Here is a 14,857-nt window from a genome sequence, read left to right as displayed (position 1 = left end):
CTCTATTCTTATCCCCATAAAATCAATCAGAAAATTGAGGGGTCAGAAAAGAAAATGGGTGGGAAAATACCCGATGGGTGTTGGGGGGGTGACGGTCACTTTTAAGGCTCAAACACCCGGCGTGGGGATGACCTTTTCAACAAAATCATCCCGGTTATTGTTCATATCGACCCCAGGAAAATTCCTCTCAAGGGAATGGCCTTGGGCAACATCGGGAGCCGGATCTCCTTCGAAAAGTTGCTCCCCCTCCGCCGTTCCGATCGTTGTCAGATCACCATAACCTAACGAATCAACGAGGCTCCCGTTTGAATCAAAAAGAAGGACCGCATCCGGACCATTTTGCGGATCAAAGTCATCGATGAGATCGGCCCCTTGTACAAAACTTTCTGATGGGATCCCGTTCTTGGCGTCGGCGATCAGATAAAAACCGTCTGTACCTACTTTTGCGCCGGCGGGAACGGTTATGGAATCGGTCATCTCCCCGTTGTCTCCGTTGACAAAGAGAATCTTAAATCCGCCGAGATCAAAAAACGGGGTGCCGTAGAGTTCGATAAAAAGAACCCCATTCGTGTCACTTCCCGCAACATCGTATAGAATTTCGTTGATGACGACGAATCCTTGAACCGCCACACTCGAGGAAGGGGCCTCTACTTCCCCAGAGCTTCGATCTTCCAACGGATCGGCCGGGTCTGGTGATGACCCTGGAGATAATTCATTGGATCGTTCTGTCTCACCTTCCAGTCCGGTATGATAAATCTCAAGATATGGAAAGACAGGAAGCCGCCCCTCGGAAAGGATAAACGGAGTTATAATCAGTGTATAGAAAGATCCTGGTGATAGCGTCTCGATCGTTTTCAAATGCACCCCTTGCCCTCCCTCCACTCCCTCCATCTGTAGAGAGACCTTCTTGAGATCTCCTCCATCGACTGATTTTTTTAAGATCCTGAAATCATCTTGATCGGGAGGAGAAACCTCTCCCTCAATCAACCAAAGCGAATCCTCCGTTAAGGTCGCCGGATCGATTTTGTGTGAAAACCAGATAAAAAAATCGGCCCCTGAACTGATCACCTCATTTTGGGGCCAGAGGGACAAAACCTGCGGACGACTTTCATTGGGAGAACCGGGTTTCAAGGGCACCTGGACACAGGAGGTCAATAATAAAATGACGAAGAGCGATTTCTTGATCACCTCTCCCTCCAGGCCCGTGAAAACCATCCATCAGTGTATGCATCCAGATATCCGGAAAGTTGTTCTCTCTTGCGCTGATCCTTCTCATGGCGCCAGGTCATGTAAAGGTCTGTCACCCTTTCCAGAAGCCTCCCCCTCTCTTGAATCCAACTCCTTGTCTCACGACTCACCTCGATCCGATTTTCACTGAAAACCAGTTGGTCGAGATACCAGACTGCCCGAACATCAATACCGAACCCCTGCTGAAAATCCTGGTCAAATTTGTTTTCATCAGGACCAACCTGCACCGACCCACCGGAGACCGAAACAGTATCTTCGGTTGTAAGCTTCACAACATCCTTCAGTTGACGGTCAAAACCGACCTGAAGTCGCGGCAAGGCGGCCGCCCAACGGGATTTCTGCTTCCACTCGTAAATCTCGTGCCGATCATAACCTGCAACCCGGAGTGTCTCCTGATGGAGTTCCGAAAGAGAAGGAGTCTTTCCCCAAACGGGGGAAGCAAGGGACAAAAGAAAAAAACCAAGAAGGAGAAGACGCATCGCTGTCAGCCTACAGCAATAACGATGCCATTCGAAATTGTCCTAAAACTAAAAAAATCCGTCGCCATCCGACCGATCTGTAGAACCGTCCATTCGAAAATCGGTCGATCTTTACCGAGTGGGTGACCCGACTGGGGGACCCCCATCGAGCGCCTGGACCGAGCGTAAGCGAGGGAAGCCGTCGGATGGGGGTGAGGAGGGGCAGGACCCGCTCGGCTACTGTACGGCCTCACTTTTGCAAATTGGCAAGGGAATGAAACATCTTTTCTTAGCTATCTTTCTCTTAACTAGTTGTTCACCTATTCTCTCCCTTGAAAATCCGTTTGAGGAGGTCTCACGATCGGATGAGATTGTTGTAAAAAGCGATCCCCCTCTCAAAATTATAGCGATCGATGTCGGGCAAGGCGATGCCACGCTCGTGATCGGCCCGAATCGCCGCTCTCTCCTCATTGACGGAGGCCCCGAGGGGAGTGACAAAATTATTCGTCAAATCTTTTTGAGAGAAGGGATTATAGAACCAGATTGGATCCTTCTCTCCCATTACGATATCGATCACATCGGAGGCGTTCCGGGACTGCTCGAATCCTTTTCTAATCCGCCGACCCTGATTGATCGCGGAATGATAACCGATCAAGACCATCCCCTCTTCACCGAATATCTTAGGCTGGCCGGCGACCGACAGCAGGAGGCGGTACCCGGAGAATCATTCGATCTTGGTGATGGGGCCTCGGCACAAATCATCATTGTGAATGGACAATACGTAGATGGGAAACAAGTTCACCTAAACCCTGATGAAGAAAACGCCGCCTCTATAGGAGTTTTGGTTACTTACGGTGATTTTGAGTACCTGACGCTCGGTGATCTGCCGGGAGGAGGCTCACCCGGCGGTTATCCAACCAAGAATCTTGAGGATCATGTCGCAGAGATTGTGGGAGATATCGATGTCCTGCATCTATCGCATCATGGGAGCGAAACAAGCAACTCAGAATATTTTCTCAAAACAACTCGCCCCGAAAATGCCGTTATTTCGGTCGGAGCGGATAATGATTATGGGCATCCTGCCCCCACCATCCTGAACCGTCTAGAACAACTTGAGATCCCGATCTTCAGAAGCGATCAGCATGGAACGATTCGTATTCTCTCCGAAGGCGATTCCTTTGAGATTCAAAAAGAGAGAAAGAGGCGGCTGGCTTCGTAAGACCACCCTGCTTTGTCGGTTCGAACAAGAGGGTCTGGGAGTGAGGCACGGCGGGGAATCGAACCCCGGTATAGAAGTTTTGCAGACTTCCGCCTTACCACTTGGCGACCGTGCCAATCTCTATTGGCCTTCGCAAAAACAGTAGAAGGGACTGTTGAAAAATGCCATCTGCTGCGTTCCCCTCGTCGCCGGCTCCTCGACGTACCCTCAAGTACACCTGCGTCGCGGCTCCTCGGGGTGCCTTGCATTCCTTCGACTTTGCTCAGGACGGTGAGCTTGTCGAACCGCTGGGCATTTTTCAACAGTCCCCAAAAGCCATTTTTCAACACACCCTAGAAAGCAAATTTGCAATTCATTCTTCTTAATATTGTTTTTTGTCAAGTTTCTCACGGACCGACTTTCATAAAAAAGGCCGGTTTAGCGCTGCGAAAATAGCGGTTAATCACCACGCCACGCTCCGGATCCTGTTTGCCATCGAAGCGAAGGGTTCCCGTCACCCCACGAAAAGATTTTGTGTTGGCCAGGGCTAAACGTATTTCTTTGGGATCAACTGATTTCGCGCGACGAATCGCATCGGCAATCAGCATAACGGCATCATAAGCGAGGGCCGCACCACCACCGCTTAATCCGACAACTTCACCATACTCCTTTTCATAGGATGCAATAAAATTCCGGCTAAGACGATCCTTGAGTTCCGGACTCCAGGGCTTGACCTCATACCCCTCTTTCATCACCCCTCCCAGATATCGGGGCAAGGTATCCCCCCATCCATCCCCACCTAAAAAAGGAACATCAATCCCCATCTTCTTCGCCTGTTTAATAATAAGGCCAACCTCTTTTTCATAGCCCGGGATATAAATCGCCTGAGGACTAAGCTTTTTGACCTGCGACAAGATCTCTGAATAATCGAGGGAGTCTTTCAGATAAGGCAGGGCGTCGAGCATTGTCCCACCCGTCTTCCGGAAGGCGATGCTAAAATCACGGCTCAAGCCAGAACTGTATTCATTGCCACTCTCATACAGGGAGACGATGCGGCGAATTCCCAAGTTCCCATAGGCAAACCGTGCCATGACCTTGGCCTGAAAGGTGTCGACGTAGCAGACGCGGAAAATAAAATCGCCGACCTTGGTCAAGTGGGGATTGGTGGAATAATTGCTCACCATTGGAATGCCGGCCTTCTGGGCAACCGGGGCAATCGCCAAAGAATGGTCGCTCCAGGAGGCACCCAGGATCGCAACAACACCACTTTTATGGGCCTCCCGCGCGGCACGATCGGATCCGATAGCGGTACTCTGGTTATTGAGGAGAATCAATTGCAGGGGATTTCCAAGAAGCCCACCACCTCGGTTGATCTCTTTTGCAGCAAGCTCGGCTCCCCGGAGATCATAGAAGTTGGAACCACTGGCACGACCGGTGACAGCAAAAATCGCTGCAATCTTTATCTCCTCACCGGCACAAACCTCTTGCAGGTTGATCAGGCTGATAAAGATGGTGATGAAAAACAGACCCCTTCTTTTTCTCATCGTTATGAATTCCTCTTCAGGCCGATGGCAGTGTAAAATGAAATGAACTCCCCTTCCCCTTCATCGTCTCAACCCAAATTTCTCCTCCATGGAGCGTCACCAATTGTTTTACAATCGAGAGACCAAGACCTGTCCCACCATACTCTCGCCTCGTCGAGCCATCTCCCTGACGAAATTCATCAAAAATAAACTGGATCGTCTCCTGTTCCATCCCGATTCCGGTATCCTTGACCGTAAATTGCACCCATTTCCCCTTTGGGCATGCCAAGACCTCAACCGTCCCCTCTTTCGTGAATTTAACGGCATTTTCGAGGAGGTTCAAAAAGATCTGCCGGACACGCGCCTCATCCGCCATGACCCACGGGAGATCCTCCGGGACGTGATTCACAAGTTGGACAGGTTTTTTACCAAGAATCTCACGAACAACCGGCAAGACGGCCTCCAGGATACGACGGATCGGGAATGCCTCGGGATGAATAACCATCTTGCCCGCTTTGATTTGGGAAAAATCGAGCAGTTGTCCCACAAGCGAGTTCAATGTTTTACCGCTCTCAAGGATCATCTTGAGATATTTTTTCTGCTCCTCATTTAACAGTCCGCCCTCTCCCCCCACCATCCCCTCTGAAAAACCGATGATCGCGTGAAGAGGTGTGCGGATTTCATGAGAGACATTCGCCAGAAACTCATTTTTAAGCTGATCTAACTCCTTTAATTCGAGATTCTGTTTTTCAATCTCCTGAAAACCTTTCTGCAACCGTTCGATCATGCCGTTAAAAGCGTCACTGAGTTGGCCAATCTCATCATTTCTCGCATTTTCCGAACGGGCCGAAAGATCTCCCCCTTCCACCTTCTCCACAGTCGTTGCAAGCTTCAGAATAGGCCTGGCAACAAGGCGTGACATGAGGCGGTTTAAGAGGATCATCGAGGTAATCAACATGGAGAGAAGAAGGAGCATAAAAAAGATCATTGAAGTCCTCTGCCAGATTGAAAGATCCTCAAGTGAATAAACGATCTGGAGATACCCCAGTGTCTCTCCCACGACCTCAAAAGGGGCCCAGTAAATCAGTGCCTCGGCCTTATTCCATGAGGCAATTTCATGAATCTCCTTTCCAGCCGATAGGGACATCCGCCGGGAGATACTCAGCTCGGTATCGGCAACGCTTCTTGGATAACCCGCCAACAAACGGCCTTCCGCATCGTAAACACGGATCCGTTCAATGCCAGGGGTTGCCCCCAACCTCTCAAGCTGAAGATATAACGCCTCCGCCTTTTGCTCAAAAATATGATCCACGAGGGTCCTCTCCTCACTTTTCTTGAAGGTTTTGAGGAGAAGCAGTCTCTGATCAATAAAGCGGTTCTTCTGTTTTTGCTGGTAAGGGAAAAAACCGACACCGACAATAATCGCCACCACCAGAAGTGTGAGGGCAATCGCGGCGTTAATTTCTTGAACAAGCGATCTCATAAACAAGCTGGGCGGCAGTATACCGCTTCTCGTTGCTTTTCCAAGGAGATTTGATAGGGCTCATCCAGTTCTGAAATGATCTACAGGGGGGATCTGTTCTAAATGCCAGGTTGCAAAACCACAAAAAAGTATCGGATACAAGGCGCATGAGGAGAAAGACCGTAGGCGTACTTGAGGGTACGTCGAGGATCTTTCGACGAAGGCAACGCCGTAGACGATGTTTTTTTGTGGTTTTGCCAAAAGCCCGGGTGGTGGAATTGGTAGACACACAGGACTTAAAATCCTGAGGTCCAGCAATGGACCGTGCCGGTTCGAGTCCGGCCCCGGGCACAGAGATCATTCCCACTTTTATATTGACGTCGGAATCGAACGGCGGCGAGCGCTTGGCGATGAGCCAAGAAAAAGCCGCCACTTCCGGCGGCTGGCAGCGAGCCGCTGACGCCCTGAGCCGTATTGACATGCTTTTAGGCGAAGGGCGAGTCCAGCCCCGGGCACAGATACACTACCGTTCCCCTCGCTTGTCTTCCGATCTTCGTTCGCTACTGGGGAAAAAGCTTAAATGACCCCCAACGGGAGTAGGACTGCCAAGGCAATTAAATCAATAAACCAGAGGGCAGAAACAAGACAAATTTTATTTTTCATAGAGGGAAGATCAATAATGTAATACGCCCCAAGGAAGTAGGGCGCATAACCGAATAGGATGATCAACCAAACGTTTGGAAAATTCCACCAATGGTAGTTCCAAACTAAAACTCCCATATGATTTAACAACACTTCGATAAAGACACAAAATAAGGAATTGATGACAATAAAAAACCAACGGTTGGGCAGCCCAAGGATCTTCCTGTTTTTATCCTTGGGAAGCATCTTGCCAAAGACAATCCCCATCACAGCAAACATGAAATACGTTTCGATATTGAGGCCGATGAAAATTTGATAAGAGGTGGGGCCGATTTCCATCCAAACAGCAGAAAATTTGCTGAAATAGAGAAAAAGAGCATTGATAATTTCCAGAAAAGTATCCATCCCCCAAACAACCAGTCCTGCCAGAACAAGATCCCAATTCTTTCTCTCAATTTCGACGGCATAAATATAAACCACAAAGGCAAAAAGAGAGATGACGTGCCACTTAAAAAGCAAAGGGTCTCTCAGGTGAGACAAAGTATCTAATGTCATCTGGGACATCTTCCCCAACCCCCCATTGGTTCGCTCGCCTTTACCATAAATTTATGGGTTAATCCATTCTATCTCTCTGTCTCTCTTAAACCAGGTCCTCTGTCTCTTGGCGAGCTGGCGCGTGTTGATTTTGATCCGTTCAATCGCCTCGTCCTTGCCAAGTTTTCCTGTTAAATAAAGACGGATCTCTTTATAACCGATGATCTGAAGGGCCGGGGCATCCATCCCCCATTCTTTAAGAAGCCATTCGGTCTCTTCAATCCATCCCTGTCGAATCATTTGACGAACCCTCTCGTTGATCCGTCGGTTTAATTCCTCTTTGGGAAGGGTGAGTCCAATTTTTTTAAAGGTAGGGGCGCTGCTTGCTGCGCCGCTACGATGCCGATTCCAAAACTCCGAAATCTTCCCACCTGTTAAAAGACAAACCTCCAGCGCGCGAATGAGCCGTTGTCGGTTATGCCGATCGATCTGTCGGGCCGCTTCCGGATCCTTCCTCTCCAACTCAGAAAAGAGAGATTCTAACCCTTCATTCCGAATCCGAACCTCTAAGTTCCTTCGGAGATCTGGATCGGCCGAGGGCCCCTCAAAGATTCCCCCTTCCAACACCTTTATATAGAGACCCGTTCCACCAACGACAAACGGCCTTTTCCCTCGGGAGGTTATTTCTTTAATCTTCTCCAGGGCGAACGTTCGAAAACCGGCGGCGCTGAATCGTTCGGAGGGATCAATGATATCAATTAAATGAAAAGGAACCTTGGCCTGCTCTTCCCGGCTCGGTTTTGCCGTTCCAATATTGAGTCCCCGATAAACCTGGCCAGAATCGGCACTAATGATTTCGCTGTTCTGCTCGAGGGCCTGGAGGGCCTGTTCAATAGCATAAGCCGTTTTGCCGACGGCTGTTGGGCCGCAAATGATGGTAACTTCCATAACTCACCCTCTCGCTGAATTAGCTGAGTTCTCGATCCCTCTCTTACCTTAAGAGAGGATACCACAAAAGAAATTAAGCCCCTCAACAACTATCATCTGTGGATTGGGTTAAAGACGTCTCTTAAACCACTTCTCAATCTCATCAAAAGGAACTTCCAGAACCGAAGGACGGCCGTGAGGACAACTGTAGGAAAAATCGGTTGATCCCATCTGATTCAGCAACGCTTCTATTTCTTGAGTCGATAATTGATCGCCCGCCCTCACCTGCCGGTGACAGGCGATCGTCTCCAAAACATGATGAGCCCTTTCTGTCAGCGGCTCGAGCTTCCCCTCCGCTTGCAAAGAATCGATCAAATCAACAATCAAGCCGGAACAGTCACGGTCAGACAAAAGGGCCGGGACCGCCCTTAAAACAAAACTGGAACGACCAAACGGTTCCAATTCAAATCCAAACCGCTCAAGGTCTTCTACATACAGCTTCAGGATTTCTGCCTCGGAAGGTTTCACCTCAAAGGTTTTTGGTATCAACAAAGACTGCCGTTCAATCCCTCCTCCCTCGAACTGTCTCTTCAGTTTCTCAAATCCAATCCGTTCATGGGCGGCATGCTGGTCGATCAGAACTAGTTTGTCGGGGACTTCACAAACCAAGTAGGTAGAATGAACTTGGCCGATGACCCTCACCCGGCTCGATAACATCGGTTTTATCTCCCCTCTCCCGTCGGAGGGAGAGGGCTCAACTGGCAAGAGGACCCGCTCCCCTTGGCCTGCCCTGAGCGAACCTGTCCTGAGCATCGTCGAAGGAGCCGAAGGGCGGGAGAGGGAATCTGAGACCTTTGTAACCATTGAGGGTGAGGGAGAAGGAGAGAGACTTTTCCGCACACTTTGCCTCACCAACTCATGCACCTGTTGGGAGTTGGCAAACCGAACCTCGGCCTTCGTTGGATGGACATTCACATCGACAGAATCCGGTGAAACCGTCAGATAAAGAAAGACCCAAGGGTACCGGTGCTTCATGAGGAGATTTTCGTATCCTTGAAGAACGGCGTGTTGCAGTGTTCGATCGCGAACAATCCTGCCATTCACAAAAAAGAAGAGGGTTCGTGGGGTTGTTGAGGTTACCTGATGGTCTGCCAGATAACCGCACAGTTCTATTCCAGCCCGTCCAAAGGAGATCGGTCGGAGCGATTTTTCAATCTCAGGGCCAAAGAGATCACCAATCCGTTCACGTGTCTCAGCCCTGCCTTGGGTCTGCAACTCTCTTCGTGCAGAACCAATATCTCCGGTCCGATGGGTCAGCACAAAACCGATCTCCGGATGGGACAGTGCCACCTGTTCCACCCATCGAGCGATGTGTGAAAACTCCGTTTCGCGAGACTTCATGAATTTAAGCCGGGCCGGTGTATTAAAAAAGAGGTTGTTAACGGTGATTGTTGTGCCCCCGTTGCGAGCTGAGGAGGCGATCTGAAGGACCTTACCCCCCTCAACTTCGATCCGGTTGGCTGCCTCCCCCCTTCCCGAACTCTCCAGGGTCATCATCGATACCGCCGCAATCGACGGCAACGCCTCACCACGAAACCCCAACGTCTGAATCTTGAAAAGATCTTCTTCGGTGTGAAGCTTGCTCGTCGCATGCCGTTCAATCGCCAAAAGCGCCTGATCGCGACCCATCCCACAACCGTCGTCGGCAACACGGATCTCCTTCCGACCTCCTTCGGCAATGCCGATCTCAATGTTTTTTGCCCCGGCATCGATTGAATTTTCTACGAGCTCCTTCACAACCGAATAAGGGCGCTCAATCACCTCACCAGCGGCGATCTTGGCAATGAGACTCTCCGAGAGCTTCTGAATTTTTGGCACGCTCCCCTTCTATGAGAATCAGGATTACTTTTCCAACAAGAAAAGAATATGGTTTAAATCTTTGAATTTACTGCCAATGATGCTAGACTGGGTTGGCCTTTGAAACTGTGATGCCCATCACCTCCGAACTCAAACTGTTCTGGAAATACGCCCGAGAGCTCCGACCGTATTTTTTTCCGCTCAGTGTAAGTTTCCTCTCAGACGCTTTTTCGATTGTTCTGGAGATGATTTCCCCTCTTCTCTCTATCCTGATCTTTGATTACGCATACGTTCAGAGAAATCTCTCCCTCTTGACCGCCACCCTTCTAGCAGGACTAGCAATCTATTTTGTCCGATTTTTCTTCTCTTCGGCTACCGATTACAACCACCTCTATATCGATCAGACATACACAGCGAGTCTCTCGTCAAAACTCCTTGGAAAAATCCTTCGTCTTCCCGTCCATTCCCAGTCAAAGAGCAATTTGGGTGATTTAACTGTTCGCATCATGGATGATACCGATCTTGCTGCTGGCATGATCGTCAATACGCTGTCTGTCCTCTTTGCTTCCTCGTTTCAATGGATCCTCTTCCTGACCCTGGTTTTGCTCATCGATCCCATTTTATCCTTGCTCGCCTTGGCGGCCGTGCCTCTTTACGCCTTGGAAACCCACTTTTATGCCGGTCGGCTCGGTGAGCTTCAAAATGATATCCAACTCAAAAACTCAGCGATTTACGACGGGCTCCAGGAACGACTGGGGAATCTGAAGACAATCAAGGCATTTTCCCGAGAAGAGGATGAGACCCACAAGTTTAGTCATCTGCTGTTTAGCCGGGTCCGGTTGGGACTGAAAGAGAAGATTATCTCCATCATTTCAACATTTACCAACTCGATCACCCTACAAGTTTGGGGAACAGCTGTCTTTTGGGTCATCGGTTATGAGGTGATTCAAGGCAAGCTCTCGATCGGTCAGGCGGTTGCGTTAGGAGGGTATCTCCCCCTTATGGAGGAGCCAATTCGGCAGTTGGCTAATCTTTATACACAACTCAAGATAGGTATCGTCTCCCTGCGGCGCGTAGATGACCTTTTTATAAAGGAGGAGGAGAGAAAGCGATCTGAAACCCCGCTGGAGCAAGAAGAAGGCTTTATGACAGGGGAAGGGCCAATCGACTTTAAACAGGTCTCTTTCTCTTATGAGCCAACCTTCCCCATTCTTAAAAACCTCACTCTACAAATCCCTCCCCACTCTTCGCTGGCGATTGTTGGAGAGAGCGGTTCAGGAAAATCAACCCTTTTTAATCTGCTGATCCGTTTTTATGACCCCTCTCAAGGGATTATTCTGATCAACGGACACCGTATCCAGGATCTCAAGCTTCAGTTATTAAGAAACAAGATCGGTGTCGTTTTTCAGGAGATATCTCTCTTTTCACGGACGATCCGAGAAAATATTGTCTATGGAAACCCTCAAGCGACAGAATCAGAAATAATCGAAGCAGCCAAAATGGCGGGGGCCCATGATTTTATTGAAAGACTCCCGAACAGGTATGACACATTTTTAGAACAGGCCGGCCAAGGCCTGTCCGGAGGCCAAAGACAGCGGATTGCGATTGCCAGGGCCCTCCTTCATAAACCAAAAATTCTCATTCTGGACGAAGCGACAAATGCCTTGGATGCCGAGAGTGAATTTGTTATTCAAGAAACAATTCACCGATGTAAAAAAAGAATGACCATCGTTTTTGTCGCGCATCGCCTGTCATCTGTGAGGTCTTTTGACCAAATTATCACCCTCCAAAAAGGAGAGATCGTTGAGCAAGGTTCTTTCAAAGAACTGATGGATAAGAAAGGTGTTTTTTTTACTCTCTACACCCTTCAATTCAGCAGTCTGGAGGAATTCTTTCAGCGACTCAACATGGAAACCGAAAGAACACGACGATACAAGCAGGATTTGTCGGCCTTGATCTTTGAGGTAAAGGAATATGCTACTTTGTTACACACTCTGGAAACAAAAGATTTAGCTCGACTGATGGAGAGGATGAATCTTTTTATCCGACGTTACTTAAGAATCATGGATTTTTCATCGGTCTTTCAAGAAAACCGAATTGTCGTGGCACTACCAGAGACTGACACTGAGGGGGCCATTCAATTTGGCAAGAGGATTCAAGAACGACTCAAAGAGGAGGAAATACCTCTCGATCAAAAATCTTTTTCCTTGTCTCTCTCTTTTGGGACAGCCACAAGCTTTGGATCGAACCCTGTTTTACCTGAACTCCTCTTAGAAAAGGCAGATGATTCCCTACTTTCCCAAACGACCAAACAGGAAGGGACTGTTTTTTTATGAATCGTTTAGAAACATACTTTGAAAAAATCGTCGATAAACTTTTGCGGGGCAATTGGGAAAATCGGGTCAAAAAAATTTCATGGGCTACTCTGACAGCCATTGTCATCACTCTTTTTTTGTTGATCAACGCCGCTCATCTCAAAATCCCCTCCCAGAAAGGAGTCCCCTCTAAAAAATCCCTTCCCATTTGGAAGGCAATGTTGGGGAATCATCAATGAGCATAGGCGCAGTTCCTTGGTGGAAGCGGCTGTTCGTAGGGGCTTACCAGAGGTTTCGACCTCGAACCTCTTCAGACATTAATCGTGAGGTTGACTTCGTGTTGAGGCACCTTCGAATCTTCCCCGGCGGACGGTTCCTTGATGTGGGGTGTGGAAGCGGGGAACATGCCATCCAGATCGCCGCCCGGGGATATGATGTGACGGGAATTGACATCGCACCACAACTGATTTGGCGGGCTCAAAAGAAAGGGAGAGGCCGTCGGATACGATTTCGCGTCTGTGATATGAGGCGGCTGGATTATTTTGAAAAGTTTGATGCCGTCACCAGCATCTTTACCTCTTTTGGTTATTTTGACGACCGGGAGAATCAAGTCGTTCTTCAGGGAATGAGGCGAGCACTGAGGAAGGGGGGGCGGCTTTATCTCGATATTGTCAACGGAGATTGGTTAAAGACCCACTTGAGAAAAATCGTCAGAATGAAAAGGGGGAATCTCATCCTGCAACGATCGGAGAGATGGGACGAGGAAAACAATCGTGTCTTAGGAAAATGGATTTTTAAAAGAAAGGGGCGCCTGGAAAAGAGGGTGGAGGTCGCACTTCGAGCCTATCGCCGGCCTGAAATCGATAGACTTCTTCATGAGAATCACTTCCGCATTGAGGCTGTTTTTGGTGATGTTGATGGAACCCCATTTTCATTGACTTCTCGACGAATCATTGTTGTGGCAACAGCCATCTGACCTTTGTTAATCTCAAGTATCTTTTGGGGAGAAGCGACCGGTGAGAATTGACTGGAGAGTTCTTGCGTTTGGCGTTCGTTATCAGGGTTTCGTCCCTTCAGAAAAACCGCCTCCGCATAGGGATCAAGTTGGGGGCGTGGATTCATCGGTCCAGGATGAGAAGGGAGTTCTAGAGTTCGGCCATTCTCTTTTTCTTTCTTCACGCGGTAAAGACAGTAAAGGTTATGGCTAAGATCCCCAATCGCGCCGATCCGAGAGGCCATGCAGCCTCCTCGACATGTCAAGCTGTGCTCACACCCACCACAAAAACCGGATAGAGAATTAACATCCCATTGGCGGTTGTAACTGAATTTGTTCTTATCTAGCCAGATATCACGAATTCGTTGTTTCCGGACATTTCCTTCGCCAAACTCCTTGGGAAGGACAGGACATCCCCTGATATCCCCGTTTGGTTCGATCGACATAACAAAAATTCCGGCGAAGCAACCGGTGTAGCATCCTCCAAAGTAGTCGCCCCGTAAGATGCGATCCTCCTCGGTGAAATAACCGAGGTTATTGCCTGGTACCACTTGCATCTTACCATCAGACCGCTCCAGAAACTCGATCATCTTGTTGCTCAAGAGCTCCAGATCAGAAGGTGCGATCATGAAGTCGCGATGAACATCCATATAGCCGACGCCGTCGGCTAGTTCAAGCTGCCAGAAGACCACCTGATTTTCGGAGAGAATAGCAAAGAGCTCATCAAGAATGGGTAGGTTAAGCTTGTGAACTGTAGTGATGACACCAAAGGGAAACGACCACTTGTTGGCAAGCTTCATGGCATTGACAACGCGATCGAAAGAGCCTTGCCCCCTAACCCGATCATGTACTTGGCGGTTGCCATCGATGCTCAGGGTTAGCTGAGAAACACCGGAATCGAGAAACTGCTCATAGGTTCGATCGGAGTGCGTCCATCCATTAGAAACAATATGGACCTTATCGACGCGGTCTGTTCCGGAACTGAGTCGTTTCGCCAAGAGGGGCCAATCTTTTCTAAGGAGAGGCTCCCCTCCCGTCAAAACGACGTTTTCAGCTTGGAGTTCCTTAAGCTGATCACAAACATCAAGGGCCTCCTCCAAGGTTAACTCGTTGGGATCGCGCTTCCCCGCTGCGAAGCCACAGTGGATGCAGCGAAAATTACAGCCCAGCGTGATTTTCCATATCACATGGGCAAGTGCATAGTCGATCTTCTGGAGATCGTAGAGTGTATTCTTTTTTGGATGCAATTTACTTCTTCTTTCCGCGTGCAAACCAGATCCGAACATTATCTGACAGCTTTTCCGCCGGCCTTTCTCCACCCTTCGCGAACCAAATTCGGACGTTATCAGAGAGTTTTCCCGATGGTCTGGAGACATCTTTTCTTGTGATTCTCTTACTACTGGATGTGGTGGCTCTTTTGCTCATGGCAACCTCCTTGTGTGTGAGAGTGAAATGCAAGTATCATGCCAAAATCCCAATTGTTGCTTGTGGGCAGTGGCAGACAAAGAATGGTTGAATAAGTACTTGAATAACAATTTCAATTTTAAATTAGAGACCGAAAGACCATTGCCGAAAAGAGTTCACAAAAAAACATTTTTTCTATCAAAATGATAAATTTTATCATTTTGATACTGAGCTCCTCTGCAAAACTAGTCTCGGCAAAAAGGATATGCTATAGGATGAGTTTTCTAAACAAAGG

At 48.7% G+C, this 14,857-nt stretch carries 13 protein-coding genes and 2 tRNA genes; 5 read left to right on the top strand and 10 right to left on the bottom strand.

The genetic code is table 11. The features are described 5' to 3' along the window. Nucleotides 1-108: 108 nt before the first annotated feature. Nucleotides 109-1,215 carry a lamin tail domain-containing protein gene (locus tag HYT77_03495; GenBank protein MBI2067058.1) on the bottom strand — a complete coding sequence of 369 codons (1,107 nt, stop codon included), beginning with the start codon at nt 1,213-1,215 and terminating at the stop codon, nt 109-111. Then, nucleotides 1,185-1,727 carry a hypothetical protein gene (locus tag HYT77_03490; GenBank protein ID MBI2067057.1) on the bottom strand — a complete coding sequence of 181 codons (543 nt, stop codon included), beginning with the start codon at nt 1,725-1,727 and terminating at the stop codon, nt 1,185-1,187. The genes HYT77_03495 and HYT77_03490 overlap by 31 nt, the downstream gene beginning before the upstream one ends. 118 nt (nt 1,728-1,845) lie before the next feature. Between HYT77_03490 and HYT77_03485 the strand changes: the two genes are divergently transcribed. Beyond that, the gene (locus HYT77_03485; protein ID MBI2067056.1) at nt 1,846-2,925 is read left to right on the top strand and encodes an MBL fold metallo-hydrolase; all 1,080 of its coding nucleotides are present in this window, start codon (nt 1,846-1,848) and stop codon (nt 2,923-2,925) included. A gap of 43 nt (nt 2,926-2,968) precedes the next feature. Here the strand turns inward: HYT77_03485 and HYT77_03480 are convergent. The 3 genes from HYT77_03480 to HYT77_03470 all read right to left on the bottom strand — a co-directional run bounded on the left by HYT77_03480 (nt 2,969) and on the right by HYT77_03470 (nt 5,910). Next, nucleotides 2,969-3,040, bottom strand: a tRNA-Cys gene (locus tag HYT77_03480). Between the two features lie 271 nt (nt 3,041-3,311). Continuing rightward, nucleotides 3,312-4,448: an ABC transporter substrate-binding protein gene (locus HYT77_03475; protein ID MBI2067055.1), complete on the bottom strand. Its 1,137-nt coding sequence runs from the start codon at nt 4,446-4,448 to the stop codon at nt 3,312-3,314. Nucleotides 4,449-4,464: 16 nt separating this feature from the next. After that, nucleotides 4,465-5,910, bottom strand: coding sequence for a HAMP domain-containing protein (locus tag HYT77_03470; protein ID MBI2067054.1), 1,446 nt, complete (start codon nt 5,908-5,910; stop codon nt 4,465-4,467). Between the two features lie 242 nt (nt 5,911-6,152). Between HYT77_03470 and HYT77_03465 the strand changes: the two genes are divergently transcribed. Next, nucleotides 6,153-6,240: transfer RNA gene (locus HYT77_03465), tRNA-Leu, on the top strand. Nucleotides 6,241-6,299: 59 nt separating this feature from the next. Further along, a complete protein-coding gene (locus HYT77_03460; protein ID MBI2067053.1) occupies nt 6,300-6,473 on the top strand; it encodes a hypothetical protein in 174 nt (57 codons plus the stop codon). Here the strand turns inward: HYT77_03460 and HYT77_03455 are convergent. The 3 genes from HYT77_03455 to mutL all read right to left on the bottom strand — a co-directional run bounded on the left by HYT77_03455 (nt 6,466) and on the right by mutL (nt 9,870). Further along, nucleotides 6,466-7,086, bottom strand: a complete 621-nt coding sequence (locus HYT77_03455) for a hypothetical protein (GenBank protein ID MBI2067052.1) — start codon at nt 7,084-7,086, stop codon at nt 6,466-6,468. The two genes, HYT77_03460 and HYT77_03455, sit on opposite strands and share 8 nt — an antisense overlap. 51 nt (nt 7,087-7,137) lie before the next feature. Next, on the bottom strand, nt 7,138-8,013 hold the full coding sequence (miaA, locus tag HYT77_03450) for a tRNA (adenosine(37)-N6)-dimethylallyltransferase MiaA (protein ID MBI2067051.1): 876 nt from the start codon (nt 8,011-8,013) through the stop codon (nt 7,138-7,140). A gap of 108 nt (nt 8,014-8,121) precedes the next feature. Beyond that, on the bottom strand, nt 8,122-9,870 hold the full coding sequence (mutL, locus tag HYT77_03445; protein MBI2067050.1) for a DNA mismatch repair endonuclease MutL: 1,749 nt from the start codon (nt 9,868-9,870) through the stop codon (nt 8,122-8,124). Between the two features lie 110 nt (nt 9,871-9,980). On the opposite strand from mutL, the gene HYT77_03440 reads away from it, so the two are divergent. Continuing rightward, nucleotides 9,981-12,185: an ATP-binding cassette domain-containing protein gene (locus HYT77_03440; GenBank protein MBI2067049.1), complete on the top strand. Its 2,205-nt coding sequence runs from the start codon at nt 9,981-9,983 to the stop codon at nt 12,183-12,185. A gap of 214 nt (nt 12,186-12,399) precedes the next feature. Next, nucleotides 12,400-13,140: a class I SAM-dependent methyltransferase gene (locus tag HYT77_03435; GenBank protein ID MBI2067048.1), complete on the top strand. Its 741-nt coding sequence runs from the start codon at nt 12,400-12,402 to the stop codon at nt 13,138-13,140. On the opposite strand, the gene HYT77_03430 is transcribed toward HYT77_03435, so the two are convergent. Continuing rightward, the gene (locus HYT77_03430; GenBank protein ID MBI2067047.1) at nt 13,047-14,405 is read right to left on the bottom strand and encodes a radical SAM protein; all 1,359 of its coding nucleotides are present in this window, start codon (nt 14,403-14,405) and stop codon (nt 13,047-13,049) included. The genes HYT77_03435 and HYT77_03430 overlap by 94 nt on opposite strands. Nucleotide 14,406: 1 nt before the next feature. Continuing rightward, nucleotides 14,407-14,583, bottom strand: a complete 177-nt coding sequence (locus HYT77_03425; protein MBI2067046.1) for a hypothetical protein — start codon at nt 14,581-14,583, stop codon at nt 14,407-14,409. Nucleotides 14,584-14,857 lie beyond the last annotated feature (274 nt).

It is taken from the genome of Deltaproteobacteria bacterium, from assembly GCA_016180855.1.
GTDB lineage: Bacteria > UBA10199 > UBA10199 > JACPAL01 > JACPAL01 > JACPAL01.
The sequence above is the reverse complement of the archived record's forward strand: the minus strand, read 5'-3'. Positions and strand labels throughout refer to the sequence as shown.

Bases quoted from the DNA above. Each gene is read 5' to 3' on its own strand.
- HYT77_03460 (MBI2067053.1), top strand. From the start codon at position 6,300: ATGAGCCAAGAAAAAGCCGCCACTTCCGGCGGCTGGCAGCGAGCCGCT.
- HYT77_03495 (MBI2067058.1), bottom strand. From the start codon at position 1,215: ATGGTTTTCACGGGCCTGGAGGGAGAGGTGATCAAGAAATCGCTCTTC.
- HYT77_03475 (MBI2067055.1), bottom strand. From the start codon at position 4,448: ATGAGAAAAAGAAGGGGTCTGTTTTTCATCACCATCTTTATCAGCCTG.
- HYT77_03455 (MBI2067052.1), bottom strand. From the start codon at position 7,086: ATGACATTAGATACTTTGTCTCACCTGAGAGACCCTTTGCTTTTTAAG.
- miaA (MBI2067051.1), bottom strand. From the start codon at position 8,013: ATGGAAGTTACCATCATTTGCGGCCCAACAGCCGTCGGCAAAACGGCT.
- HYT77_03425 (MBI2067046.1), bottom strand. From the start codon at position 14,583: ATGAGCAAAAGAGCCACCACATCCAGTAGTAAGAGAATCACAAGAAAA.
- HYT77_03470 (MBI2067054.1), bottom strand. From the start codon at position 5,910: ATGAGATCGCTTGTTCAAGAAATTAACGCCGCGATTGCCCTCACACTT.
- HYT77_03435 (MBI2067048.1), top strand. From the start codon at position 12,400: ATGAGCATAGGCGCAGTTCCTTGGTGGAAGCGGCTGTTCGTAGGGGCT.
- HYT77_03440 (MBI2067049.1), top strand. From the start codon at position 9,981: ATGCCCATCACCTCCGAACTCAAACTGTTCTGGAAATACGCCCGAGAG.
- HYT77_03490 (MBI2067057.1), bottom strand. From the start codon at position 1,727: ATGCGTCTTCTCCTTCTTGGTTTTTTTCTTTTGTCCCTTGCTTCCCCC.